Consider the following 25359-nt stretch of genomic DNA (forward strand, 5'->3'; position numbering starts at 1 on the left):
CTTACGCCTTTTTACCGCGTGTGGAAAATTCCGTTTCCCCGCCGCCAGCGAGGATTTTTGCTTGTTCGATCCAACCGTCGCGCTCAATGCGCCCTTTGAACCGGAGCCGCGCATCGACCCATTCAATTTCTGCATCACTCCACTTAGCGACTTGATCGTAATGAAAAAATCCAAGCTCGTTCAGCGTTTGCTCAAGCTTTGGCCCAACCCCTTTGAGCAGTTTCAAATCATCTGCCCCTGCCTTGCGGGGCGCCTTCATCGTGCGCGGTTTTGTCTCCGACACGTTTTCAGGCACGACTGTTTTTTGGGCCGCAGGAGTAGCCTTGGCTTTAGGTGCTTTTGGAGTAGGCTTCTCAGCGTCGTCTTTCAACGTGGCCTTACTCGTCGCAAGCTTTTCTTCACGCACCAAAGGCGACGGCTTCACGTCAAGTTCCACAACAACCGGCGCTTCCGACGCCGTTGGCGCCTCAGAAACGGGTTGCGGTGTCACGACAGGTTTTGCCGTCGCTGTTTGAGTCGGTGCTTCAGACGCCGAACACAAAACCTTGCCCAAAAGCCAGCCCGCCACAAAAAACACGACGATCCCAACCAGCATCGAGATAAACGCGCCCTGCTCTAGTTTCGACAGTGCAACCATAAAGGCGGCAAAACCGAGAACCACGGCAATCATCCAACAGAGATTGGGACAACTAAACAGGCTCTCTTTGTTTCGATCAGACATAAAACTCTCCCCTAGAATTGACTACAGAACACTTCAAACAACCATACCCTACCCGCGCACGGCCCCAAAGGGCCGTGTTGGAAAGGTTTGAATATGCAGTCGTTTTTGTCATTTAATGTCTCTTACCTCAGGAAGGTTTCGAAAATTCTATTTCTTGTCGGAAGCCGCAGCCAAAGCAGTTGCTTGTTCTATCCAGCCATCACGTTCGATACGCCCCTTAAACTTCAAGCGCGCGTCAACCCATGACACTTCTTCTGCGCCCCATTTTGCTATTTGGTCAAAGTGGAAAAACCCAAGTTCATTGAGCGTGGTTTCCAGCTTCGGTCCGACTCCACTGAGCAATTTCAAATCATCTGCACCGGCTTTGCGTGGCGCGGTCATGGTGCGTGGTTTTTTCTCGGCAACGGTAACGGTTTCGGCTGCAGTTTCGGCTTTTTTCGGAGCGGCAGTGGCTTTGGGAGCCTCTGCTTTCTTGGCGGCAGGCTTCTTCGCCGTCGTGGATTTACCCAACCAAGGTGTGAGCAACGGCACTTCGGTTCCGTCGATCCGCTTAATGGTATCGCCATGATCCACAGCAAGCTGCGCGCTGGCGTTATACTGTGTTTTGCCGCTGTCGTATTCCGTCAACGACGTCAAACCGGACAAAGGCTCTGCTGCATAGCGGCCGTTTTGCGGACCGGGAACAGGAACTTTACCCGCCGCAAAATCCGCCATCAGCGCGCGGAATTTATCCGCCGTTAAATCCTCATAGTAGTCTTTGCCGATTTGGGCCATTGGCGCATTCGCGCAGGCACCAAGGCACTCAACTTCTTCCCACGAAAACTTGCCATCTTCTGAGAGCGCATGGGGTTTCTCGCTGATAAGTTCCTTGCAAACAGCAACCAAATCCTCGGCGCCGCAAATCATGCAAGACGTGGTGCCACAAATCTGGATATGCGCCAAAGAGCCAACAGGCTGGAGCTGGAACATAAAGTAAAACGACGCCACTTCGAGGCCGCGAATATACGCAAGGCCAAGCATATCTGACACATATTCAATCGCCGGACGGGTGATCCAGCCTTCTTGCTCTTGGGCACGCCACAAGATTGGAATGATCGCCGACGCCTGACGGCCCTCGGGGAATTTGGTCATCTGTGCTTCGGCCCAAATCTGATTTTCAGGGGTGAAGGCAAAGCTCTCGGGTTGGATTTTATGTAGACGGCGAAGCATTAGCGGTCGATCTCCCCGAACACGACGTCCATCGTGCCGATAATTGCGGCCACATCGGCCAGTTGATGGCCCGTGGCCACATAGTCCATAGCTTGCAGGTGCAAAAAGCCCGGTGCGCGGATTTTGGCGCGATAGGGTTTGTTGCTGCCATCCGCCACAAGGAACACGCCGAATTCGCCCTTAGGCGCTTCAACACAGGCATAGATTTCGCCCGCAGGAACGTGGAACCCTTCGGTATAAAGTTTAAAGTGGTGAATGAGCGCCTCCATCGAGGTTTTCATATCACCGCGTTTTGGTGGCGTGATTTTGCCACGTGCGAGCACATCGCCCGGCTCATTGCGCAGCTTTTCACAAGCTTGGCGAATGATCTTGATGCTTTCGCGCATTTCCTGCATCCGGCACAAATACCGATCATAGCAGTCGCCGTTTTTGCCAACTGGAATGTCAAACTCAAACTCGTCGTAACATTCATAGGGTTGGCTGCGGCGCAAATCCCACGCCATGCCAGACCCACGGACCATCACCCCAGAGAAACCCCAATCAAGGGCGTCCTGCTGGGAGATAACACCGATATCAACGTTGCGCTGTTTAAACACACGGTTTTCCGTCAGCAATCCATCAATATCAGCGAGGACTTGCGGGAAAGTATGCGTCCACGCGTCGATGTCTTCAATGAGGTCAGGGGGCAAATCCACGTGCACGCCACCGGGGCGGAAATAGGCCGCGTGCAGGCGAGCGCCACAGGCCCGTTCGTAAAAAATCATCAGCTTTTCGCGCTCTTCAAAACCCCAAAGTGGCGGCGTAAGGGCGCCAACGTCCATCGCCTGTGTTGTGGTGTTCAACAGGTGGCTAAGGATACGGCCAATTTCGGAATAGAGCACACGGATCAGGCTGGCGCGACGCGGCACAACCGTGCCCGTCAGCTTCTCGATCGCCAAACACCATGCGTGTTCTTGGTTCATCGGGGCCACATAATCCAGCCGGTCGAAATACGGCAGATTTTGCAGATAGGTGCGGCTTTCCATCAGCTTTTCGGTGCCACGATGCAGCAAGCCAATATGGGGATCACAGCGCTCAACAATCTCGCCATCAAGCTCCAGAACAAGACGCAACACGCCGTGAGCCGCAGGGTGCTGGGGCCCAAAGTTGATGTTGAAGTTGCGGATTTTCTGTTCGCCCGTAAGCGCGTCTTCGAAATTTCCGTCCATATCTTACACCTTCGTCATATTCTGCTGCCAGCGGTCGGGAAGAGCCCCGAAACGCGCTTCTACGGCAGCGTATTGTGGCGCGAGCAGCTCAGCGAGCCCTCGGCGTCGTGCGTCATCAAGTCGTAAAGCAATGCCAACATAGGACGGGCGACCGACCTTCGCAGGATGTTCAGAGATACCCAAAAACTTACAAAAGATATCCATCATGTTTTGCGAGAACATATTCTCAAAAAACATCACCAAGCGATTGCTTTCGGGCACATGCCGCTCCAGCTTATCAAGGGTCGCGGCATAGTTGCTCCGCTCAAGCGTGCCATGGCGGCCCTTCACAAGCAGGCGATCAACCGTATTCATGCAAAGCTCGGCAACGGACTCGCCCTCTTTAGCTTTGTTATTGGAATTCATCCGAATGTTGGACCACAAACGATCCACGGGATCCCGCATGACATAAACAAACCGCGTGACCGGCATCGCCGTGACAAGGCGCGCAAACCACGTATCCGACAACATGCCATAGGAAGGCGTGATATCAGTGGCAACCTTGGCCCCCGTGCGTGCGATTTCAGATGCGAAATACCGACGATAGACCTCAAGCCCCTCGGGGCCGCCCTGCACATATATCGCGCGCAAATCTTCCAAGCGGCCAATGCGGCGCAAAATGGGGCGTTTATTATCGGCGGGGGCTTTGGACAAGCGATCTTGCAACGATTGGATTTCAGAACCGATGGTTGCCTGCATGCCTTCGAGGGAAAACGCAACTTCCCCCGACAGGCTGTCGAAATAGTGCAATTCTTTGCGTGGCGGCGTCACGGCTTGGGGATGCGACACAAGATAGTCGTGCAGCCAAGTCGTGCCAGACTTGGTCGCTCCTACCCCGTACAAAAGTGTCGCCTCTTGCGCCATTATTAGCCTTTAGCCTCAGGTGATTTTTCGTCCCCCGGCAGGATGTATTCCGCACCCTCCCATGGCGACATGAAGTCAAATTGACGGTATTCCTGAACGAGGCTTACCGGCTCATAGACAACGCGTTTCTCAACTTCGTCGTACCGCACTTCGGTATAGCCCGTTGTCGGGAAATCCTTGCGCAGCGGAAAGCCGCGAAACCCGTAGTCCGTCAAAATACGGCGTAAATCCGGGTGCCCCGCAAACAGAATGCCGAACATGTCATAGACTTCGCGCTCAAACCAATTCGCCGCTGGATAGACAGGAACGATCGACGGCACCATCTCGTCCTCGCGTACCATCACACGCAATCGGATGCGGTGGTTTTGGTACATCGAGAGGAAATGATACACCATATCAAACCGCTTTTCGCGGCTTGGGTAATCAACGGCCGTGATATCAACCAAGGTCGAAAAACGGCAATTGCGATCCGATTTTAGGTATTCCACCAGACCCACAAGCGCCGCAGGGGCAACGTTTACCGTCAATTCGCCGTGCTCAACCGCATAGGAAATCACGCAATCGGGACGGTTTAACTCAAGGAGCGCACCAAGTTCATTCAGAGCTTCAGACATCAGGCCTACCTTACGATCGTGCCAGTACGGCGGATTTTGCGTTGCAATTGCAGGATACCATAAAGCAACGCCTCGGCGGAGGGTGGGCATCCCGGAACATAGATATCAACCGGTACGATGCGGTCACATCCGCGCACAACCGAATAGGAATAGTGATAATATCCGCCGCCATTCGCACAGGACCCCATCGAGATCACATAGCGGGGTTCGGGCATCTGGTCGTAAACTTTGCGCAACGCAGGCGCCATTTTATTGGTCAACGTCCCCGCCACAATCATCACGTCCGACTGGCGCGGGCTGGCGCGTGGCGCAAACCCATAGCGTTCCACGTCGTAACGCGGCATCGCCGTGTGCATCATCTCAACCGCACAACAGGCCAACCCGAAGGTCATCCAGTGCAGCGAGCCTGTGCGGGCCCAATTGATAATATCCTCGGAGGAGGTGAGCAAAAAGCCTTTATCTTGAAGCTCCGCATTCAAAGCCGCGGCTGCCACGTCTTTATCAACGCCCGCCGTGTTTTCAGATGTACTTAGGCCCATTCCAGCGCCCCCTTCTTCCATTCATAGGCAAAGCCGATGGTCAGAACCCCAAGGAACACCATCATCGACCAGAACCCAACCATCCCGACATCCTTAAACGCCACCGCCCAAGGGAACAGAAATGCAATTTCAAGGTCGAAAATGATGAAAAGAATGGCGACAAGATAGAACCGCACATCAAATTTCATCCGCGCGTCGTCAAAGGCATTAAAGCCACATTCATACGCACTCACTTTTTCAGGGTCGGGATTCCTTACCGCAAGGATCACCGCCGCGAGAATCAAAACGATCCCCAACGCAACGGCAATCGCCAAGAAAACAAGGATGGGGAGGTATTCTGAAAGTAGCTCTTCCACGTTTGGCTCCTTTGAAGGCGTGTTGATTTATGCCTTTTAGCTCATGGTGGTTTACTCTTGCCTAATGGCTTGGTCAACCGAGCGTACGGGTTCTTTACCGCTGTTTTTGCGGATTAATTGTCACAGACACTTGAAATCGCCTTCCGACATCCGTGGCGACGAATACCCTACAAAAATAGTCTGAATAAAATCGAGAGCCTTTTTTGGATTCCTCTTTTATTCATCAATCATCAGTGAAAGATTTTGACATACTTCTTTGCAAAACTGGTTACTTGCTCTTCCACCGAATTAAAGCGAACAGTTCTCGCCGCATTTTGGGACCACCAAACACTACCAATGGCGCTCTCGAAGGCCCTCAAGTCCAAAGGCACTATTTGCCCTACAATTTCGCCTCTTGCGTAGTCAAAAACCCTTCCAACTAAGGCCTGCAAGTATACCCATGAAATGACAGATTCCTTGATATTTCCTTCAGTGTGGATCATTATTTCATCCGAAACGCGCCCAAGCAATCTCGCTCTAAAAATCTGGTACTCTTTGAGAACTACAGAAATGTGTCTGCAAACCATCTCGTCATCAGAGTGCTCCAGAACCGCTTTCAGAGTAGCCACCGTTTCATCGGAAAGCACAAGGTTTTGCTCTACATCTTTCAGAACTTCGCTACGCGACGAATCTGTTATCATGGCATCCAAGTTTAAACTGTAGTCTAGCCCTACCTGACAAACTTCCGTTAGACGGCTAAGCGCTAAAGGTAGAAATGCCCTCTCGGCCAAAAGCTTTTTAGCTCGATTTTCCGTGTTAATAACTTGCTGATTTTCTATCCCAGATAAAACGCCCAACACAGCCAAGCCCGAGGCAGCTAAAGTAATCGTAGCCGAGACACCGTACATCCAATACTTTAGGCCAACATCTCGTACAAAATCGTTGATACAAATCCAGTATATGTTCGCGGCGCACCATCCAAAAAACAAACCGGCCGGAAAATTGGCCAAAAACTTCCACTTCATATCCACCCCTTAAATTTATCGCCTCCTCAACCTTAAACGCTCGTGTCCCTCAAACAACCCAAGCCGCCGCCCGCTTCTCAAAAAACGCCGCAATCCCCTCGGCGCTCTCCGCCCCGTCCCAACAAGCAATCAGCGCATCAATACTCGCGTCAATCGCCGCCGCATCAATCACCGGCCCAAACTGGCGCGCCAAAGCCTTCGCCGCCGCCACCGATTTCGGCCCACAGGCCAAATAGGGCACGACCTCGGCCTCAACTGCCGCGTCCAATTCCTGCACCGCCACCGCCCGCGCCAAAATCCCCAGCGTCACCGCCTCGGCCCCCTGAAAAATCCGCGCATTCATAAACACCCGCCGCGCGCGCGCCTCGCCCATCCGCGCCAACACATAGGGCCCAATCGTCGCGGGGATCAGACCCAGCTTGGTCTCCGTCAGGCCAAACTTCGCGCCCTCCACCCCAATCGCAATATCGCAAACACAGACCATCCCAATGCCACCGCCGAGCGCCGCGCCCTGAATTTTCCCGATCAACGGTTTGGGCATCGTATTGAGCGCTTGCAACATATAGGCGAGCTTCGCGGCCTCACGTCGACGCGTCGGACCATCGGCGGCAATCTGTTGCTGCATCCAGCCCAAATCCCCCCCCGCACAAAAACTGCGCCCTGCCCCCGTGAGCACCACAACCCGCACTGCGTCATCCGCGCCGAGCATGCCTGCGGCCCGCGTGACCTCGTCAATCATCTGCGCCGAAAGCGCGTTGTGTTTATCAGGTCGGTTCAACGTCAGCGTCGCCACACCGCGCCCGTCCGTCTCAATCGCTATGGTCTCAAACATGGCTGTCTCCTCGCATCCTATGCGCCATTGCGGCGGCCTCGGCCAAAACGTCCATGTTCAAACCCGTTTCATATCCCAACGCCGCCAAATGCCGCGCCAAAGCCTCGCTCGCTACATTCCCCGCAGCTCCGGGCGCATAAGGACACCCGCCCAGTCCGCCAACCGCGCCGTCAAAGACCCGCAAACCACGCTCAAGCGCCACAGTCACATTCTCCAGCGCCCGCCCAGACGTATCATGGAAATGCCCCGCCAAATGCCGCGCATCGGCAACCTCAAGCACCGCCGACAACATCGCGTCCACAGCCTCGGGCGTGCCCCGCCCAATGGTATCGCCCAGCGACACCTCATAGCATCCCATCGCCAGCAATTGCGCCACAACCCGCGCCACAGACGCCGGCGCGGTCGCGCCATCATAGGGGCACTCCACCACACAAGACACATACCCCCGCACCGGAATGCCCGCGCCGCGTGCCGCCTCTGCAACCGTCGCAAACCGCGCAAGACTCTCCGCAATAGAACAGTTAATATTGGCCTGCGAAAACCCCTCAGACGCGCTGCCAAAAATCGCAATCTCATCCGCCTTGGCCGCCACAGCCCCCTCAAATCCGCGCATATTGGGCGTCAACGCCGCATAGGAAACACCCGCCCGACGCGCAATCCCTGCCAAAACCTGCGCTGAATCCGCCATTTGTGGCACCCATTTCGGACTGACAAAACTCGCGACCTCAATGCGCCGAAACCCCGCACCACTCAGGCAATCCACCAAAGCGATCTTGTCCCGTGTCGCGATCTGCACCTTCTCGTTTTGCAACCCATCTCGCGGTCCGACTTCAAAAACCTCTGCGCGGTCCATCATGTTACTTCCTGTACGGGATAAAATTCCTCTGGATACAAAAGCGTCGCGCCCTTTGGCGGTAAACTTGCCCGAAACGCCGCCCGCGCCGTGATCCGTTCATACCATGCCTTAACGTTCCCAAACCCCTCCAAGGATTTGAAATGCACCGCCATATAAAGCGCCTGCCCCAATGAAATATCCGCCGCAGAAAACCCGCCGTCGAGAATAAACTCGCGCCCCTCCAGACGCTCTTCCAACGCCTGATAACATTTGCCAATGCGTGCGGCCTCAAGCTTCATCACAATCGGGCTGCGCATCCAATCCTCGTACAACGCAATATGCTGCTGCGTAAGCGCCGCCGCATGCTGACTAATGGTTTCGCTAAAATGCACCCAAACCAGCCAATCGGCCCGCTCGCCGCTGCCCATCTCGCGGCCAAGCCCCGCCTCGGGAAACACCTCACACAAGTACTGCGTAATCGCCCCCGTCTCAAAAAGCACCCTGCCGTCGACTTCCAGCGCAGGCACCCGCCCCGCCGGATTGAGCGCCAAATACTTCTCTGAGCGCAGATTTTTGCCAAACGCGTGCTCCACAACCTCAAACTCAACGCCCAATTCGTGCAACAGCCAAAGGCTGCGCATAGAGCGGGTCTGCTGCGCGTGATGGAGCCGGATCATGCCTCGCCCGCCTCTTCCTCAACCGCAATCAACGGCGCACCCGCAACAACTTGATCCCCAGAAGCCACAAAAACCTCCGCAATCTCGCCGTCCCGCGTCGCCAATAAGGAGTGCTCCATTTTCATCGCTTCCAAAATCGCCAACCGCTCGCCCTGCACGACCACCGCTCCCGCCTTGACAAAAACAGCCTTCACCAATCCGGGCATCGGCGCGAAAACAATATCCCCCGCAGGCCCCTCCTGACCCCCGCGCGCCAAAGGATCAATCGCCTCAAACACATAGGTATTGCCAAAAAACACACTCAACTCATCCCCAAACCGCATGATCTGCGCTCCGGTTTTCTGACCATCTATCCACCACTGATCGCCCTTGTGCTCAACATTATGGGTTGTATCGGCAATAGAGACATCAAACCGTCCCGCACCCAAGGTCGTCACTCGCGCCGCCACAATCTCCTCGCGGTAGGCAAACGCAACCTCCTGCGGAACGCGCTCCCAAAGTGCAAATCCCGTCTCGGTGGATGTGCCCTCAGCAAGCCCCGCAAACCCAATGGCCGCCAGCGAACGCGTGCGCGAACAAGCAATCGGCTCAACCGTCAACGCCGCTAAATCCCGCCCGATCAGCCCCGTATCAACCTCACCGCGCTTAAACCCCGCATGCCGTGTGAGCGCCTTAAGAAACGCCAAATTCGTCACCAAACCCGCCACTTGCGTTGCCGACAACGCCCGCTCCAACTTTGCCAAGGCAATCTCGCGGGTCGCGCCATGCGTGGTCAGCTTGGCAATCATCGGATCATACCACGGCGAGATCTCGTCGCCCCCGCGCACCCCCGTGTCCGCCCGCGCAAAATCCGGAAAACTCAGGTGCGCAAGTCGTCCCGTCGCTGGCAAAAATCCAGCAGGCACATCCTCTGCATAGAGCCGCGCTTCGAACGAATGCCCTTGGATCGACAGGTGCTCCTGCACGGCCGGAAGCCCTTCGCCCGCGGCAACGCGCAGCTGCCATTCCACCAAGTCCACACCCGTGATCGCCTCGGTCACAGGATGCTCCACCTGAAGGCGCGTGTTCATCTCCATGAACCAAAACCCGTCCGTGCGCAGGCCCCCTGACCCATCCACGATAAATTCGATCGTCCCCGCCCCCGCATAGCCAATCGCCTTGGCCGCCTTCACTGCCGCCGCCCCCATCGCCGCGCGTACAGCCGCCGTCATTCCGGGCGCAGGCGCTTCCTCAATCACTTTCTGGTGCCGCCGCTGCAACGAGCAATCGCGCTCAAACAGATGCACCGCCTCTACCCCGTCGCCAAACACCTGCACCTCGATATGGCGCGGCGCCGTCACGTATTTCTCGATCAACACATCCGAATTGCCAAACGCTGCCAAAGCCTCGCTGCGCGCGCTCTCCAATGCGTCGAAAAAACCCTCGGACGCTTCAACCAGACGCATGCCTTTGCCCCCGCCGCCTGCGACCGCCTTGATCAGAACGGGCCAGCCGATGGCGGCGGCCTCCTTGGCCAAAAACGCCGCGTCCTGATTTTTACCGTGATACCCCGGCACCACGGGCACACCCGCCTCAATCATCAAAACCTTCGCCGCATCCTTCAGACCCATCGCGCGGATCGCCGCGGCCGAAGGCCCGATAAACACCAGCCCCGCCGCCTCTACAGCCTCCACAAACTCTGGATTTTCCGACAAAAACCCGTACCCCGGATGGATCGCCTCGGCCCCCGTCTCCAGCGCCGCCTGAATGATCACATCGCCGCGCAAATAACTCTGCGCTGGGGCGGACCCTCCAATGTGAACCGCCTGATCCGCCAAGGCCACATGCCGCGCGCCCGCATCAGCATCGGAATAAACCGCAACCGTCCGAACACCCATCTTTTGGGCCGTTTCCATGACCCGACAGGCGATTTCCCCACGGTTCGCAATCAAAATCTTGCCAAACATTCAGGCCTCCATAAATGCAGGCCCATGCCCCAAAAGGGTGGCCGCTTCATCTGTTATATTTTCAATTATCTGGGCCGCAGGGCGAATATCGTGAAGCAAACCAACCGCTTGCCCCACAAAAGTGTTCGCCCCCTCCACGTCCCCCGCCTCCCATGCACGCCGCCATTTTTCGGCCTCGACCTGCGCCACCGCAAGCAACCCGTCCAAATCGTCGTGCCACTGGCGGGTAAACGCATTTTTGAGCACCCGCGCGGTAAATCTGGGCGGCCATTTCAAATGCCGCGCCACATCCATTACCGAGGAACGGATCGTGTCATCGCCTGTCGCCGCCATCGCCGCCGCATGCATCTTTGGATGCACCATGGCCTCGTCGCTGGCCCAAAACCGCGAGCCAATCACCGCGCCCTGCGCCCCTAACATCAACGCTGCCGCAAGGCCGCGCCCGTCGGCAATGCCCCCCGCCGCAACGACAAAAACATGGGGCATATTGCGCGCCACCCAATCGGCAACTTCGGGCACAAGCGTCATCGTCGCGCGGGCCTCGCCGTGGCCTCCCGCCTCGGACCCCTGCGCCACGATCACATCCGCGCCCGCGCCACAGGCCGCCTGCGCATCGGCCAATGTTGTCACCTGCGCAATTAACGCAACGCCCGCACGATGCACGCGATCCACATACGGCGCGATATCGCCAAAGGATAAAAACACCGCCGCTGGGGCGCGCTCCAAGGCTTGCTCCAAAACCTGCGGATGCGCGGCAAGCTTCCACGTGATGAACCCAACTCCAACCTTGGCATCGCCCGCCTTGGCAAATTCCGCGTCCACCCAATCCGGATCGCCATAAGCTCCGCCGATCAATCCAAGCCCACCACCCAGACTCACCGCCCGCGCCAATTCGCCCCCCGCAGCAAAGGCCATGGGCGCCGAAATAATGGGCGTGTCCAACTCGAATTTTTCGGTCAATCGTGTTGTAATCCGTGCCATCTGATGTCGTCCCTTCTCTCCAACGCACCCCACAATATCTTGTGGTCGCCCCCTCCAGTCCCCCTAAAATAAAACTTTAAACTTTTTAAAAACCGACTGTGTCAGAGTTTAAAAAGTTTAAAATTACATGCGGAAAATGCCAAAACGGGTCTCTTCAATCGGCGCGTTCAACGCCGCCTTCAAACTCAAAAACAACACGTCGCGGGTTTTGCGCGGGTCGATAATTCCGTCATCCCAAAGCCGCGCAGAGGCATAAAGCGGATGGCTTTGCGCCTCAAACATATCAATCGTCGGCTGTTTGAAATCCGCCTCTTCCTGCGCACTCCATTCCCCGCCCGCCCGCTCAATCGCATCGCGTTTTACCGTGGCCAAAACCCCCGCAGCTTGTGGCCCGCCCATCACGGAAATCCGGCTATTGGGCCAACTCCACATAAAGCGCGGCTGATAGGCCCGCCCCGACATGCCGTAATTTCCCGCGCCAAAACTGCCGCCCACAACCATCGTGACTTTAGGTACGTTCGTGGTCGCCACAGCCGTCACAAGTTTCGCCCCGTGGCGGGCAATCCCCTCGTTCTCGTACTTCTGCCCAACCATAAACCCAGTGATATTCTGTAGGAAAATCAAGGGGATATTACGTTTTGAACACAGTTCGACAAAATGCGCACCCTTCTGTGCCGCTTCCGAAAACAACACACCATTGTTGGCAATAATCCCGACGGGACAGCCCTTGAGATGGGCAAAACCCGTCACCAAAGTCTCGCCAAAGCGCGCCTTGAATTCATCAAACCGACTGCCGTCCACAACCCGCGCGATCACTTCGCGAATGTCATAGGGCGTGCGCAAGTCAGCGGGCACAACCGACAGCAATTCCTCCGGATCATAGGCAGGCTCTTCTGGCGTTTGCCATTTCACGGTGTCGGGCAACCGCATATTCAAATTGCCAACCGCTTGCCGTGCCAGCGCCAGCGCATGGGCATCATCCTCGGCCAAATAGTCGGCCACCCCCGAAAGGCGCGTGTGCACATCGCCGCCGCCCAAATCTTCTGCCGACACAATCTCACCCGTTGCCGCCTTCACCAAAGGTGGCCCCGCAAGGAAGATAGTCCCTTGATCTTTAACGATAATACTAACATCCGCCATCGCAGGAACGTACGCCCCGCCCGCCGTACAAGACCCCATAACAACCGCGATTTGCGGAATACCCGCGGCACTCATCCGCGCCTGATTATAGAAAATCCGCCCAAAGTGATCCCGATCAGGAAACACCTCATCCTGATTGGGCAGGTTCGCCCCGCCGGAATCCACCAAGTAAACACAGGGCAAACGACACTCCGCCGCGATCTCCTGTGCCCGCAAATGCTTCTTCACCGTCATCGGATAATAGGTACCGCCTTTGACTGTCGCGTCATTGCACACAACCATCACGTCTTGGCCCATCACCTGCCCGACCCCCGCAATCACCCCAGCACAGGGCGCCGCGCCATCGTATAACCCATGGGCCGCCGTCGCGCCGACCTCAAGAAACGGACTCCCAGGATCAAGGAGATTGGCCACCCGCTCACGAGGTAGCATTTTACCACGCGAGAGATGGCGGGCGCGGGATTTCTCCCCGCCCCCGGCCTCAGCTTTTGCCGCCGCCAAACGGATAACCTCCAGCGCCTCAAGATGGGCCGCACGGTTGGCCAAGGAAGCCTCGGAGTTAGGAAGAACTAAACTGTTTAACTTCATCGGATCCTCGTTTTGGCCACTAAAGGCCTGTTATTGCGCCAAATTTTGCGAGAGCATGACATCGAGCGCCATGGCTTGCTGGCCGGTCATATTCATCACACAGGCCGCATATGCAGGGCCTGCGCCGCTGCCCCCTGCCCATTGAGCGTATTCATACTTGCAAGTATTGTCCCGAAAAACGATCCAAGCGCGCTGCATGTCGCGCAAAGCAGTGGCCCGCGTGCCGCCAGAAGCCCCATCGGCCTGTTGATCACTTTCCCGCAATGATTGGTAAGAAAGGTTCAACAATCCGTCCCATAATTCGATTTCAGCCCCGAAACACGCGTCCATTCCGCGAGTGGAATACCCACCAGACGAGACTTCCATACATTGGTTTGCCGAGAGGCCAATACAGCCGTGGGGTTGGCCCATAGCATCGCTTTCATAATAGCAACTGAGCGACAAATCAGGGCTGAATTTAATGTCTTGCGCCTGTGCGCCCCCAGCAATGAAGAGTGTCACAAGAGATGCAATAACGGAAAATAAACGGTTCATAAGATGCCTTTCAGGAAATTTGAACCTAAGTCATAGACGCCATCATTTCACGACCTATTAACATACGACGGATTTCGCTGGTGCCTGCACCGATTTCCATCAATTTTGCGTCGCGGAAAAGTCGGCTCACAGTGCTTTCATTCATAAAGCCAGTCCCGCCCATCGCCTGCACGGCTTGGTGGGCCACGACCATCGCTTCCTCCGAGGAATACAGCACACATCCGGCCGCGTCCTGACGGGTAACTTGCCCGCGATCACAGGCCTTCGCGACTTCGTAAACATAGGCACGCGACGAGTTCATTTTGGTGTACATATCAGCGATTTTCCCCTGCATAAGCTGGAAATCACCGACGGGCTTACCGAATTGTTTGCGCTGAGAAATATAGGGCATGACCTCGTCCAGACAGGCGGCCATGATGCCCGTGTTGATCCCCGAAAGCACCACACGTTCATAGTCCAGACCACTCATCAAAACGCGTACTCCGCGCCCCTCTTCGCCAAGAACGTTTTCGAACGGAACTTCGACGTTTTCGAAAATCAATTCCGCTGTATTACTGCCCCGCATGCCCAGCTTATCGAAATGCTCGGAGGTCGAGAAACCAACCATGGTTTTCTCGATAATAAGGGCCGTCACACCGCGACTTCCAGCCTCAGGATCGGTCTTGGCATAGACCACAAGCGTGTCCGCATCGGGGCCATTCGTGATCCAGAACTTCGTGCCATTCAATGAATAATAGCCGTTCTTTTTCTCGGCCCGCAGCGACATCGACACAACATCAGAGCCCGCCCCCGCTTCCGACATCGCCAAGGCGCCGACATGTTCGCCCGAGATCAACTTAGGGAGGTATTTTGCCCGCTGTTCCGGCGTACCGTTCAAATTGATTTGGTTCACACACAGGTTGGAATGCGCCCCATAAGACAGGCTAACGCTGGCGCTGGCGCGGGCGATTTCCTCAATCGCGATGACATGGGCCAAATATCCCATATCCGCGCCGCCAAACTCTTCGGGGACCGTGATGCCCAACAAGCCAAGCTCGCCCATTTCCGTCCACAATTCGGCGGGGAATTCATTTTTCGCGTCGACCTGCGCGGCCAATGGCTTGACCCGATCCTGCGCCCAACGGTGCACCATGTCGCGCAACGCATTTACATCTTCGCCTAAATCAAACTGCATCGTCGCGGTGAACATAGCTCTCTCCGAAATTTATTGAACACTTGTTCAGTTAATCAAAGAATACGAGTCGCGTCAAGCGCGCGCTAAGCAATCAAACGATCAACCAAATTGGGCAAATCAACGTAATGCTCCAAAATCGCATCTGGCTCCAACGACGACACCGCATCCCCCGATGGGCCAAAGCCAACAAGCACAATGGGCACCCCAGCGGCGCGCGCGGTATCACGATCTGTGATGGTGTCGCCGATCAAAATCGAGCGCTCAACAACCCCGCCCGCCCGCACAACGGCGGCGTGATATGGCGCGACATCGGGTTTGCGCGTTGGCAATGTGTCCGCTCCGATAAGGGCATCAAATGCGCCGCGAATGCCCATACGTTCCAGCAGGGATTGCGCCAAACCTTCGGGTTTATTTGTGCAAATCGACACTGCACAACCGCCTGATTTCAAAAGTTCTACGGCTTCCATTGCGCCCTCATAAAGGGTGGTATGCGTATCAATATCCTGCCTGTAAGCTTCCAGAAGAACTGGATATTGCACATCAATCGCCGCGTCGAACCCCTCATGTTGCAAGCGCTCAAAACCAAGGCGCAACATCGCGCGCCCACCGTGAAACGCTGTGAGGGAATCCGCAACGGGGTCCAAAACATCGCCAAACCCTAGGCCACGAAAGCAGGAATTTGCCGCTGCAATCAGATCGGCACTGGTGTCCGCCAACGTCCCATCAAGATCGAAAACCACGCATTTTTTATAATCATTTGGCAATTTGTCGCCCATCCTTGTAATAAGCTGCAAGATATATTGAAACCAATTCCCTTGCCCTACTCGACCATAGAGTTATGAACAGGCCAAGACTTGCACAAAGCACAACAGAAAAGAACCAAAATGCCAACAGCCCTCATTATTCTGGCCGCCGGACAAGGCAGCCGCATGAATTCGGACTTGCCTAAAGTTCTCCATAAGATTGCGGGAACAAGCTTGCTAGCGCATGCGATGGGCTCAGCAGACGCCTTGATGCCCCAACGCTGTGTTGTTGTTGCGGGCCATGAGGCAGAATTGGTGCGCGCAGAAGCATTATCGCTTGGCGTTGTGGATGTTGTTTTGCAGGAGGAGCAACTAGGGACCGGCCACGCCGTATTACAAGCGCGTGACGCGTTGTCGGACTTTGACGGCGACGCCCTCGTCCTCTATGGCGACACCCCGTTTATTTCGCCAAAAACACTGGAAAAACTCGCGGAGGCCCGCAAGGATCATGCGGTTGTCGTGCTTGGGTTTGAAGCTGCGGATGCTGGCCGCTATGGGCGCTTGATCACGGAAGGTTCTACGTTAGAGCGCATCGTCGAATTCAAGGACGCAACACCTGAAGAACGGGCGGTAACACTTTGTAATAGCGGCGTCATTGCCGCCGACTCTAAAGTACTTTTCGATCTTCTGGACGCCGTTAAAAATGACAATGCGGCAGGGGAATATTATCTCCCCGATGTGGTTGCCATTGGACGTGAACGCGGCCTCTCCGCAGGCTTCGTTACCTGCGATGAATCCGAAACCCTTGGCATCAATACCCGCGCCGAACTGGCCCGTGCGGAAGGCATTTTCCAATCGATGAAACGCGCAGAAGCGTTGGAAAACGGCGTCACCCTGCTCGCCCCTGAAACCGTCTTTTTCGCCAGCGATACCTTCATTGGCCGCGACGCGGTCATTGAGCAGAATGTGGTTTTCGGCCCCGAAGTGACGATTGAATCCGGCGCGCTAATCCGCGCTTTTAGTCATCTTGAAGGGTGTCACGTGAGCCGTGGTGCGATTATCGGTCCCTATGCGCGTCTGCGCCCCGGAGCAGAAATATCCGAAGATGTGCGCATTGGAAATTTCGTCGAAATCAAAAACGCAACCATCGCCGAAGGGGCCAAAGTCAATCACCTGTCCTATGTCGGCGATGCGTCCGTGGGCTTGCGCAGCAACCTTGGCGCGGGCACCGTCACTTGCAATTACGACGGCGTCATGAAACATCGGACTGAAATCGGCAACGATGTTTTCATCGGCTCGTCAACTATGCTCGTGGCCCCCGTGAGTGTTGGCAATCGGGCAATGACAGCCAGCGGGTCGGTCATCACGACAGACGTGCCCGCCGAAGCCCTCGCAATCGGACGCGCCAAACAAGTTAATAAACTCGGCCTCGCGGAGAAACTTTTCTCTCGCTTAGTGGCAATCAAAGCTAAAAAATCGGCAGGTAAAAAATAATGTGTGGAATAATTGGTGTTCTCGGGCATCACGAAGTTGCCCCTCTTTTGGTCGAAGCCCTCAAACGGCTTGAATATCGCGGCTATGACAGCGCGGGCATCGCAACCGTTGACAATGGGGTTCTGGATCGACGTCGCGCTGTTGGCAAACTTGTCAATCTTTCAGACCTCCTTGTGCACGAACCACTGGCCGGAAAAGCAGGCATTGGCCACACCCGCTGGGCCACCCACGGCGCGCCAACGGTGGGCAATGCCCACCCGCATAAAGCTGGCCCCGTTTGCGTTGTTCACAACGGAATTGTCGAGAACTTTCAAGAGCTTCGCCGCGAGTTATCCGACGCAGGTTATCGCTTTGACAGCGAGACAGACACCGAAACAATCGCCCTGCTTACCCAGTCTTATATGGACGGTGGCATGGACGCGATCACCGCGGCCAAATCCACAATTGGCCGCCTCGAAGGGGCCTTTGGTCTTTGCTTCCTCTTTGAGGGCCAAGGCGACCTGTTGATCGCTGCGCGCAAAGGCTCGCCATTGGCGATTGGTCATGGCGACGGTGAAATGTTCATCGGCTCGGACGCAATCGCGCTTGCCCCAATGACAGACCAAATCACCTACCTTGAAGACGGCGACCACGCGATCGTCACCCGCGCTGGTGCCAAAATATTTGGGGCCGATGGCGCTCCCGTTAGCCGCCCGATCAAGACCGTTCACCTCGACGCGACACGCATCGAAAAAGCCGGCCACAAACACTTCATGGCCAAAGAAATCGCCGAACAGCCCATCGTTCTAGCAGAAGCCATGACCCACTATGTGCAAAATGGCGAAATCACCCTGCCCGAGGCGCTTGATTTCACCAAGTTTGACCGCATCACCATGGTCGCCTGCGGTACGGCGTACCTCGCGTGCCTAACGGCGAAATACTGGTTTGAACAAATCGCCCGTATCCCTGTCGAAGTGGATGTCGCCAGCGAATTCCGCTACCGCGAGCCCCCCATCCCCGCCCGTACATTGGCCATTTTCGTGAGTCAATCAGGTGAGACGGCCGACACTTTGGCGGCCCTCCATTACGCCAAAGGCAAGGCCGACATGATCCTCTCGGTTGTGAACGTCACAGAGAGTTCGATGGCCCGTGACAGTGACCTCGCGCTGCCCATTCTGGCGGGCGTTGAAGTGTCGGTTGCATCGACTAAAGCGTTTACCTGCCAACTCTCCCTCCTTAGTTTACTGACCCTCAAAGCGGCCCAACAACGCGGCGGAATCGACGTAGGAACGGCGGCTAAACATCTTGAAAATCTCAAGAAAATCCCAAGCCTCATCAGCCATTCCTTGGCGATCAGCAGCGACGTCAAGAAGATCGCGCGCAAGATTGCAAAAGCAGAAGACGTGCTTTTCCTTGGGCGTGGCGCGATGTTCCCGCTTGCCCTTGAAGGGGCGCTCAAGCTCAAAGAATTGAGTTATATCCACGCCGAAGGCTATGCCAGTGGAGAGCTGAAACACGGCCCTATTGCCCTGATCGACAACAAGGTTCCGGTGGTGGTGATGGCCCCACGGGACGCCCTTTTTGAGAAAACCGTTTCCAATATGCAGGAGGTTATGGCGCGCGGCGGAAAAGTCCTGCTGATTTCGGATGCCAAGGGGATTGCCCAGGCGGGACAAGGGGTTTGGGAAACACTCACCATGCCCGAAGTCGACCCCGTTTTTGCGCCCATCCTGTACGCACTTCCCGCACAGCTTTTGGCCTATTACACCGCGATTGCCAAAGGCACTGACGTCGACCAACCCCGCAACCTTGCAAAATCGGTGACTGTAGAATGAATATTGAAACGGCGATGGCCGCGCTTGCGGCGACAGGAAGTGAAATACAGGCCCTCCAGTTGCGCGCCTATCACAAGGCAGACCGCAAGTATCTTGGGGTATCAAACCCAGAGGTTGACGCATGTGTCGCAACATGGCGCGCCGAACTTGACGTGCCGCAACGCGTTGAATTGGCACGCGCATTATGGGCCACAGATTGCCACGAGGCGCGGATCGCGGCGGCAAAACTCCTGACCCAAGCGCGTTTGCGCCCCGACGAGGAAGCATGGGATCTCATCACGAGTTGGGTGCCAGATTTTGACGCATGGGCCATTGCGGATCATGCCTGTATAGCGGGCCAAAAACGGGTGGTCGCCGACCCTTCGCGCCTTGATGAGGTCGAGACATGGATCGACTCAGATCATATGTGGACCCGACGTGCTGCGCTTGTGATCACACTACCTTGGACCAAACAAAACTTCCCGAAACCCGACGACATCGCCACACGCGAACGCGTTTTGGCATGGGCCGCGCGGATGGTCGACGACAAGGAATGGTTCATCCAAAAGGCGATTTCGTGGTGGATTCGCGATCTTTCCAAACACGACGCGCCGCGCGCACAGGCATTTTTGAACGAATTTGGTCCACGCCTCAAACCCTTCGCCCAAAAAGAAGCCACGCGGCACATGAAGGATTACACGGTTCCACACCCCACCCCAGAAGTCGAAGCCCCAACGTTTTCGGAGGGGTTTTCCGAAAACTAGCGGTTTCGCAGGGCGCGGCGCATGATTTTACCTGTGGCTGTCATCGGCATGGAGTCGATGGCGGTTACGGATTTTGGCGCGACGTGCGGGCTGATGCGTGCTTTCACAAGGGCGATCAACTCCTCCTCAAGCCCGTCCCAAATTGCCCCTTCCCTCAAGACGACATAAGCCGTCACGACTTCCGTGCGCAGCGCGTCAGGTAAACCGATCACGGCGGCCATGGCCACAAACGGATGCGACGTCAAACAATTCTCGATTTCACTGGGTCCGATACGATAGCCTGCGGATGTGATCACATCGTCGTCACGCGATGAAAAACGGAAAAATCCCTCCGCGTCGCAGGACCCCAGATCGCCCGTTCGCAGCCAATCACCCGTGAATTTCGCGGCCGTTTCCTCGGGTTTATTCCAATAGCGCAAAAACATTGCGGGATCGGGCGCGTGGATCGCGATTTCGCCAATTTCCCCCGCAGGGACAACATTTCCGTCAGCGTCGATCACCGCAACTATATGCCCCGGCACGGCGCGCCCCATCGATCCGGGGCGATGTGTGTCGAACGACTTGGCCGAACAGACCACCAAATTGCATTCCGTTTGCCCGTACAACTCGTTGACGGGAGCCCCCAGTGTTTTCTCAGCCCACATCAGCAAATCCGCCCCTAAACTTTCCCCGCCTGAGCTAATGGTGCGAATATTCACCCCTTCTGGAACGGGGGTTCCACGCATCAATTTAAGCGCTGTGGGCGGCATAAAGAGATTGCGAATTTGGTAGCGGGCGATCAGCGCGTAGGCCTCAACGGGGTCAAATTTGCGCATGCGACGACTGATCAGCGGCACACCGTAAAACAGACACGGCATCGCCATATCCATCAACCCGCCGATCCACGCCCAATCGGCGGGTGTCCAGCCACAATCGCCTTCGATCGGGAAGCCTTGGTGGTGTAATTCAATCGATGGGAGATGTCCGTAAAGGAACCCGTGTCCGTGCAAAACCCCTTTGGGATCGCCGGTTGTTCCCGAGGTATAGATCAAGACTGCGGGTGTTTCTGGATGGGTCATCTCGCAGTCGAACGCGTCGTCATTTGCGTTGATTTCCTCCCAAAGGGACCGCACATCCCCAATTGCCGCTTCGGTTGAGTAAACCGTTTTCAAGTCCGGCAAACCGTCCTTTATTTTCGCAATCTTCTCAATATTCTCCCCGTCGGTGACCACCACCCTCGCACCGCTATCCTGCAACCGGTATGTCAGGGCATCTTCGCCAAACAACGTAAAAAGTGGCAGGACAACCGCTCCCAATTTGTAAGCTGCAAAATGGGCGAGTAAAACGGCGGGGCCTTGGGGCAAAAGAACCGCAACCCGATCCCCCCGCGTAACACCCTGCACCGCAAACGCCCCTGCCAAACGGTTGGAGGCGCGCATCAAACCGTCATAAGTCCAGCGCTCTTCGCTGCCATCCTCGGCAACATGAATGACGGCCACTTTGTCAGGGTGCGAGCGCGCCCAACTGTCACAACAGGCCTCTGCAATATTGAGGTCCTGCGGGATATCCCAACGGAACGCTTCGCGCAGTTCGTTCCAACTTGGCACCGCATTGCCGGTCACATCAATCAATTGTCGAGACATGCACCCCTCCCAAGGCAGAGCTTATTCAAACTAAGTAATTGTAATAAAATAACTCTACCTGCCTTTGTCCATATTTTGTCACAACAATTTCTGGGGTGTCTCAAATAAAAGGAACTTATCCAAAAATAGGTAACGGTGAGGCTGCCCGTCCTGTCAGTCACCTATGCCATATTATGATTCGCATCCCTCAAATAGGAGAAATTGAATATGCGATTAACAGAAATTGAAATGCGCGGCGCTCTTGTCGCTGCCCCAGGTGCCCCTGAGCGTTTTTTTGTAATGCCGTTGACTTCACCGTTGAGATATTCCCCCCACTCAAGGGCAACATTGGCAACAAGGCAAAGACTGAAATCAGCATCGCCAGCGCGTGGGATAAATGGTCCGCACAGTGCGGAGTAAAACTGCTGAACGATCACTCTCTTCCGCTGTTTTCGGTCACGGGCACTAGCTGAATTTGGCGCGTAACGCCGATGGAAAGTACTGCGGCTTTAGCACTTGGTGTTCTGGCATCGGGGAACAGCTATGATCCGCATTCATGGAGGTTCGATCAAGTAAAAGCTTCAGATTAATTGAACTAATATTCAGATAATAGTTCAACGATCTGCGGATACCGAAAGAACAGAAACCGCAGTCGACAATCGTAGGGATAATCAACCATACAGGATCACTAGACCCGTCCTCCCCCTCGAGTATTAGCGCCAAAGTCGCAATTAGCATCGCAGAAACAAACCAAAAAAGTAAGGCTAGCCAAAGGGCGAAGCCGTGAATACGACGCCTAAATCATCCACCAACGCGGCGACGATTTCAGATGCCCAATCACCTAAGTTTCTCAGGTTGGTTTCCGAACCTTATCCAATGCGCTGACCTACAGCTTTCAGGGCCGTTTTTAACGTTCCCATATCGTCTTCTGCTTTTCCTTAGGCATAATTTCATAATGCTACTCGAAAGTTTTGACATGATAAAACACCTGCTTGCGGCACTAATCCAAATCCATGGATTTTGACTAAAACGGCGGGGCGTAGATTTCGACATTAGGAGCAGATTGCAGGTATTCGCCGCAAGGTGGGCCAGTTTCCGGATCGGGGCAGTTTTATTCTTTTCTGAAAATGCCCCTATGTTTTGCCAGAATTCCTATTTCTTCAATGAGTGCACATTGGCAGGGTATGTAGTTCTAGTCCGTCGTTTTTAATGGGATAGTTGACGAATGCCTCGGCACCCAGATTTTCTTGCAGCCTGCTTTGTACTTTTAGCCACGACGGGTCTCTTTTTCGTGCTCACAGGTGGCGGGTATTCATCAACCCACCGAAAACTCTCTCCCCCTATTCCCAACACGGCCGCGAAAGACTCCTTGCACGTTGATTCAGGGGAATCCGGGTAGTGCCAATTTTTGGTGCAGCCCACCTTGGAGGCCCTAACAGGCCTCTTTTGGTTCGGGCTTGGTTGAGAGGATTGAAGAAGATGGTGCAATGTTCGAATTCTATCCATTTCTCGATGCGAAGCCGTTTCTTTGTAACATCTCCCTCTTTTTCGATTCAAAAAACAGCATTTCAACGCGTTTTTAGAGCACCACAGGAACTTAGAGTCGCTCAAAGGCGTAACTCAAATTGTTCTCAGATCACCACCGCCTTATTGGAAAAAAATAGCTGCAAAAAATAAATCTTTTCGGCAAAACGCCCCAGACAATTATAACGAAGGTCAAGCGAGTGACGCTTACAAAGCAAGAGAAAACGGTAGGCTAAATGATGTGAACATTCGACTGTCCTCTATCGGCGGTACGGAATTCGGACAATCAATTGAAGCAAACTGTGTTGCCTTGAGTTCAATAATTCTTGACGGTTTTTGGTGTAAGATAAATGGAAGAATACCCAGAGGGAAATCTGTTCGTATAAACGTGAGGGTGAACCATTCTTCAACTAGCCCCTGTGTTATATCAGCAAGACATGTATCGACCCCAAAGCCCCAGAGATCACAGTGGCATCACTTCTGAATTGCGAGATTTTCTTAGGCGTCAAGATTTCGGGACGCTCAATCTTCATTTCAACCCAACCCTGACAAGCATTGCCAACCGTCAAGTAGGTTATAATTCCTTACAAAGAAGCTGCTACCGATTGAGCTTTAGAAGGAGCGCCAACCCACGTCATGGTTCCGACGTTTGGCAAATCATCTGCCGTGCCAATGCCTTGCGTGGAGACTTTTCCCGTCGCAGAATCGCGCTGTTTTACGAGGAAGACCCCAGCAATTCGAACCCGCACCAGCGCCAGCCAACAGCCCCCCCCTTTGGCAACAGTTGGTTAATGCGGCGTAGCTCTTCGCGCCAAACGCGATCGATTTGATTTGCTATGCAGGTTTGCCATTGCGCACCCCTTCAAGCACTTTATACGATTTTCATCACATTTACAGCTAGTCCTATCCAAACGGTATTGCCGACATTATCAGACCTTTAGCACTTTACCTGAGGATCAAATGGAACGGAAACTTGTTGGAGCGCCAATCGCAATCCATGTTAGACGCGATTTGGAAGCTTGGGACTGCTTCAAATTGAAATTACTCGATTGTGACTTGCTCCCTGTTCGGCACGGGCATAGGCTCGCCACATGACTGATCCCCTTATTGACCCCTTCTTGCGCCCGATCACATATTTGCGTCTGTCCGTAACAGACCGCTGTGATTTTAGGTGTGTCTACTGCATGTCCGAAGTGATGAATTTCCTCCCTAAAAAAGAGCTTCTAACTCTTGAGGAATTGGATCGCTTGTCCTCGGCCTTCATCGGCCTTGGGGTGCGTAAATTGCGCATCACTGGCGGTGAACCTTTGGTGCGGCGTGGTATCATGAGCTACTTTGAGTCCATGTCACGCCACCTGAAAAGTGGTGCGTTGGACGAGCTTACCCTCACCACAAACGGCTCACAATTGTCCAAATACGCGCAGGAATTGGCCGGATATGGGGTTAAGCGGATCAATGTCTCACTCGACACATTGAATGAAGAAAAATTTGCTGAGGTCACCCGCTGGGGGCGCTTAAACCAAGTGCTTGAGGGGATTGAGGCCGCGCTTAACGCGGGGCTAAAGGTCAAACTCAACACCGTGGCCCTCAAGGGGTTCAACGAGAATGAATTGTTTACCCTCACCGAGTTTTGCGCCGCGCGCGACATGGATTTGACCTTTATTGAGGTCATGCCGATGGGCGACATCGGCGAACTGGAACGGATCGGCCAATTCTGGTCGCTGGAGGAGCTGCGCTCCACGCTGGCAACGAAATATACATTGGCCGATTTGCCCGATCGCACAGGCGGCCCCGCGCGGTATGTGCGGATTGGCGAAACGCGGCAACGGGTTGGTTTCATCACGCCCCTAAGCCATAATTTCTGTGAAAGCTGCAACCGCGTGCGCGTCACTTGTACGGGCGAAATTTACACCTGCCTTGGCCAAGAGGGCAAATCCGACTTGCGTGCGCCCCTGCGTGCCAGTGAAAGCGACGATGGCCTTTTGCAAGCCATTCGCGAGGCAATTGCGCTTAAACCCAAAGGCCATGACTTTGACTATTCGCGCCAAAAGCTCGGCGGCCAAATGACCCGCCACATGAGCCACACAGGCGGATAACCCCCCGTTTTCTGCGCCACTTAGATTGAAAAAGGCCGGCCCAACGTTTTTGTCGTGGCCGGCCTTTATTGTATTTTTGCGAT

At 54.9% G+C, this 25359-nt stretch carries 22 protein-coding genes; 4 read left to right on the forward strand and 18 right to left on the reverse strand.

The genetic code is table 11. The features are described 5' to 3' along the window. Position 1: 1 nt before the first annotated feature. From AB9F29_RS03440 to AB9F29_RS03520, 17 genes are all read right to left on the reverse strand, one after another. Positions 2-721, reverse strand: coding sequence for a hypothetical protein (locus AB9F29_RS03440; protein ID WP_369754592.1), 720 nt, complete (start codon positions 719-721; stop codon positions 2-4). Between the two features lie 147 nt (positions 722-868). Then, positions 869-1930 (reverse strand): NADH-quinone oxidoreductase subunit NuoE, encoded by a 1062-nt coding sequence (gene nuoE, locus AB9F29_RS03445; RefSeq protein ID WP_369754593.1) that lies wholly within the window; start codon positions 1928-1930, stop codon positions 869-871. Further along, positions 1930-3138 carry an NADH-quinone oxidoreductase subunit D gene (locus tag AB9F29_RS03450; RefSeq protein ID WP_369754594.1) on the reverse strand — a complete coding sequence of 403 codons (1209 nt, stop codon included), beginning with the start codon at positions 3136-3138 and terminating at the stop codon, positions 1930-1932. Before AB9F29_RS03450 ends, nuoE begins: the two co-directional genes overlap by 1 nt. Before the next feature lie 3 nt (positions 3139-3141). After that, the gene (locus AB9F29_RS03455) at positions 3142-4041 is read right to left on the reverse strand and encodes a sulfotransferase (protein ID WP_369754595.1); all 900 of its coding nucleotides are present in this window, start codon (positions 4039-4041) and stop codon (positions 3142-3144) included. Between the two features lie 2 nt (positions 4042-4043). After that, positions 4044-4655 (reverse strand): NADH-quinone oxidoreductase subunit C, encoded by a 612-nt coding sequence (locus AB9F29_RS03460; RefSeq protein ID WP_039000545.1) that lies wholly within the window; start codon positions 4653-4655, stop codon positions 4044-4046. 5 nt (positions 4656-4660) lie between these two features. Continuing rightward, the gene (locus AB9F29_RS03465) at positions 4661-5194 is read right to left on the reverse strand and encodes an NADH-quinone oxidoreductase subunit B family protein (protein WP_335586298.1); all 534 of its coding nucleotides are present in this window, start codon (positions 5192-5194) and stop codon (positions 4661-4663) included. After that, positions 5185-5550, reverse strand: coding sequence for an NADH-quinone oxidoreductase subunit A (locus AB9F29_RS03470; protein ID WP_039000547.1), 366 nt, complete (start codon positions 5548-5550; stop codon positions 5185-5187). The genes AB9F29_RS03465 and AB9F29_RS03470 overlap by 10 nt, the downstream gene beginning before the upstream one ends. A 230-nt stretch (positions 5551-5780) precedes the next feature. Continuing rightward, on the reverse strand, positions 5781-6554 hold the full coding sequence (locus tag AB9F29_RS03475) for a hypothetical protein (RefSeq protein ID WP_369754596.1): 774 nt from the start codon (positions 6552-6554) through the stop codon (positions 5781-5783). 49 nt (positions 6555-6603) lie between these two features. Then, positions 6604-7386 (reverse strand): crotonase/enoyl-CoA hydratase family protein, encoded by a 783-nt coding sequence (locus AB9F29_RS03480; RefSeq protein ID WP_369754597.1) that lies wholly within the window; start codon positions 7384-7386, stop codon positions 6604-6606. Beyond that, positions 7379-8242 carry a hydroxymethylglutaryl-CoA lyase gene (locus AB9F29_RS03485; RefSeq protein WP_369754598.1) on the reverse strand — a complete coding sequence of 288 codons (864 nt, stop codon included), beginning with the start codon at positions 8240-8242 and terminating at the stop codon, positions 7379-7381. Before AB9F29_RS03485 ends, AB9F29_RS03480 begins: the two co-directional genes overlap by 8 nt. Then, the gene (locus tag AB9F29_RS03490; RefSeq protein WP_369754599.1) at positions 8239-8898 is read right to left on the reverse strand and encodes a glutathione S-transferase family protein; all 660 of its coding nucleotides are present in this window, start codon (positions 8896-8898) and stop codon (positions 8239-8241) included. Before AB9F29_RS03490 ends, AB9F29_RS03485 begins: the two co-directional genes overlap by 4 nt. Further along, positions 8895-10844 carry a biotin carboxylase N-terminal domain-containing protein gene (locus AB9F29_RS03495; RefSeq protein WP_369754600.1) on the reverse strand — a complete coding sequence of 650 codons (1950 nt, stop codon included), beginning with the start codon at positions 10842-10844 and terminating at the stop codon, positions 8895-8897. The genes AB9F29_RS03490 and AB9F29_RS03495 overlap by 4 nt, the downstream gene beginning before the upstream one ends. Continuing rightward, entirely contained in the window at positions 10845-11825 is a 981-nt protein-coding gene (locus AB9F29_RS03500; RefSeq protein ID WP_369754601.1) for an NAD(P)H-dependent flavin oxidoreductase, read from the reverse strand. Between the two features lie 123 nt (positions 11826-11948). After that, positions 11949-13553, reverse strand: coding sequence for a carboxyl transferase domain-containing protein (locus tag AB9F29_RS03505; protein ID WP_369754602.1), 1605 nt, complete (start codon positions 13551-13553; stop codon positions 11949-11951). Between the two features lie 30 nt (positions 13554-13583). Next, positions 13584-14087 carry a lysozyme inhibitor LprI family protein gene (locus tag AB9F29_RS03510; protein ID WP_369754603.1) on the reverse strand — a complete coding sequence of 168 codons (504 nt, stop codon included), beginning with the start codon at positions 14085-14087 and terminating at the stop codon, positions 13584-13586. Between the two features lie 25 nt (positions 14088-14112). Continuing rightward, positions 14113-15276 carry an isovaleryl-CoA dehydrogenase gene (locus AB9F29_RS03515; RefSeq protein ID WP_369754604.1) on the reverse strand — a complete coding sequence of 388 codons (1164 nt, stop codon included), beginning with the start codon at positions 15274-15276 and terminating at the stop codon, positions 14113-14115. Positions 15277-15344: 68 nt separating this feature from the next. After that, positions 15345-16025, reverse strand: a complete 681-nt coding sequence (locus AB9F29_RS03520; protein ID WP_369754605.1) for an HAD-IA family hydrolase — start codon at positions 16023-16025, stop codon at positions 15345-15347. A gap of 120 nt (positions 16026-16145) precedes the next feature. Between AB9F29_RS03520 and glmU the strand changes: the two genes are divergently transcribed. Genes glmU through AB9F29_RS03535 form a run of 3 tightly spaced genes read left to right on the forward strand, consistent with a single transcriptional unit; the run spans position 16146 to position 20055 of the window. Next, a complete protein-coding gene (gene glmU, locus AB9F29_RS03525) occupies positions 16146-17498 on the forward strand; it encodes a bifunctional UDP-N-acetylglucosamine diphosphorylase/glucosamine-1-phosphate N-acetyltransferase GlmU (RefSeq protein WP_369754606.1) in 1353 nt (450 codons plus the stop codon). Further along, complete coding sequence (glmS, locus tag AB9F29_RS03530) at positions 17498-19312, forward strand: glutamine--fructose-6-phosphate transaminase (isomerizing) (RefSeq protein ID WP_369754607.1); 1815 nt, start codon at positions 17498-17500, stop codon at positions 19310-19312. The genes glmU and glmS overlap by 1 nt, the downstream gene beginning before the upstream one ends. Next, positions 19309-20055: a DNA alkylation repair protein gene (locus AB9F29_RS03535; RefSeq protein WP_369754608.1), complete on the forward strand. Its 747-nt coding sequence runs from the start codon at positions 19309-19311 to the stop codon at positions 20053-20055. The genes glmS and AB9F29_RS03535 overlap by 4 nt, the downstream gene beginning before the upstream one ends. Here AB9F29_RS03535 and AB9F29_RS03540 read toward each other — a convergent pair. Continuing rightward, positions 20052-21677 carry an AMP-binding protein gene (locus AB9F29_RS03540; RefSeq protein WP_369754609.1) on the reverse strand — a complete coding sequence of 542 codons (1626 nt, stop codon included), beginning with the start codon at positions 21675-21677 and terminating at the stop codon, positions 20052-20054. The genes AB9F29_RS03535 and AB9F29_RS03540 overlap by 4 nt on opposite strands. A 2594-nt stretch (positions 21678-24271) precedes the next feature. Between AB9F29_RS03540 and moaA the strand changes: the two genes are divergently transcribed. After that, on the forward strand, positions 24272-25276 hold the full coding sequence (moaA, locus tag AB9F29_RS03545; protein WP_369754610.1) for a GTP 3',8-cyclase MoaA: 1005 nt from the start codon (positions 24272-24274) through the stop codon (positions 25274-25276). Positions 25277-25359 lie beyond the last annotated feature (83 nt).

Source organism: Falsihalocynthiibacter sp. S25ZX9, assembly GCF_041205405.1.
Lineage (GTDB): Bacteria > Pseudomonadota > Alphaproteobacteria > Rhodobacterales > Rhodobacteraceae > Falsihalocynthiibacter > Falsihalocynthiibacter arcticus.

What these genes read in the sequence shown, in the direction of transcription:
- AB9F29_RS03440 (WP_369754592.1), bottom strand. Translation starts at nt 721, where the DNA reads ATGTCTGATCGAAACAAAGAGAGCCTGTTTAGTTGTCCCAATCTCTGT.
- nuoE (WP_369754593.1), bottom strand. Translation starts at nt 1,930, where the DNA reads ATGCTTCGCCGTCTACATAAAATCCAACCCGAGAGCTTTGCCTTCACC.
- AB9F29_RS03450 (WP_369754594.1), bottom strand. Translation starts at nt 3,138, where the DNA reads ATGGACGGAAATTTCGAAGACGCGCTTACGGGCGAACAGAAAATCCGC.
- AB9F29_RS03455 (WP_369754595.1), bottom strand. Translation starts at nt 4,041, where the DNA reads ATGGCGCAAGAGGCGACACTTTTGTACGGGGTAGGAGCGACCAAGTCT.
- AB9F29_RS03460 (WP_039000545.1), bottom strand. Translation starts at nt 4,655, where the DNA reads ATGTCTGAAGCTCTGAATGAACTTGGTGCGCTCCTTGAGTTAAACCGT.
- AB9F29_RS03465 (WP_335586298.1), bottom strand. Translation starts at nt 5,194, where the DNA reads ATGGGCCTAAGTACATCTGAAAACACGGCGGGCGTTGATAAAGACGTG.
- AB9F29_RS03475 (WP_369754596.1), bottom strand. Translation starts at nt 6,554, where the DNA reads ATGAAGTGGAAGTTTTTGGCCAATTTTCCGGCCGGTTTGTTTTTTGGA.
- AB9F29_RS03480 (WP_369754597.1), bottom strand. Translation starts at nt 7,386, where the DNA reads ATGTTTGAGACCATAGCGATTGAGACGGACGGGCGCGGTGTGGCGACG.
- AB9F29_RS03485 (WP_369754598.1), bottom strand. Translation starts at nt 8,242, where the DNA reads ATGATGGACCGCGCAGAGGTTTTTGAAGTCGGACCGCGAGATGGGTTG.
- AB9F29_RS03490 (WP_369754599.1), bottom strand. Translation starts at nt 8,898, where the DNA reads ATGATCCGGCTCCATCACGCGCAGCAGACCCGCTCTATGCGCAGCCTT.
- AB9F29_RS03495 (WP_369754600.1), bottom strand. Translation starts at nt 10,844, where the DNA reads ATGTTTGGCAAGATTTTGATTGCGAACCGTGGGGAAATCGCCTGTCGG.
- AB9F29_RS03500 (WP_369754601.1), bottom strand. Translation starts at nt 11,825, where the DNA reads ATGGCACGGATTACAACACGATTGACCGAAAAATTCGAGTTGGACACG.
- AB9F29_RS03505 (WP_369754602.1), bottom strand. Translation starts at nt 13,553, where the DNA reads ATGAAGTTAAACAGTTTAGTTCTTCCTAACTCCGAGGCTTCCTTGGCC.
- AB9F29_RS03510 (WP_369754603.1), bottom strand. Translation starts at nt 14,087, where the DNA reads ATGAACCGTTTATTTTCCGTTATTGCATCTCTTGTGACACTCTTCATT.
- AB9F29_RS03515 (WP_369754604.1), bottom strand. Translation starts at nt 15,276, where the DNA reads ATGTTCACCGCGACGATGCAGTTTGATTTAGGCGAAGATGTAAATGCG.
- glmU (WP_369754606.1), top strand. Translation starts at nt 16,146, where the DNA reads ATGCCAACAGCCCTCATTATTCTGGCCGCCGGACAAGGCAGCCGCATG.
- glmS (WP_369754607.1), top strand. Translation starts at nt 17,498, where the DNA reads ATGTGTGGAATAATTGGTGTTCTCGGGCATCACGAAGTTGCCCCTCTT.
- AB9F29_RS03535 (WP_369754608.1), top strand. Translation starts at nt 19,309, where the DNA reads ATGAATATTGAAACGGCGATGGCCGCGCTTGCGGCGACAGGAAGTGAA.
- AB9F29_RS03540 (WP_369754609.1), bottom strand. Translation starts at nt 21,677, where the DNA reads ATGTCTCGACAATTGATTGATGTGACCGGCAATGCGGTGCCAAGTTGG.
- moaA (WP_369754610.1), top strand. Translation starts at nt 24,272, where the DNA reads ATGACTGATCCCCTTATTGACCCCTTCTTGCGCCCGATCACATATTTG.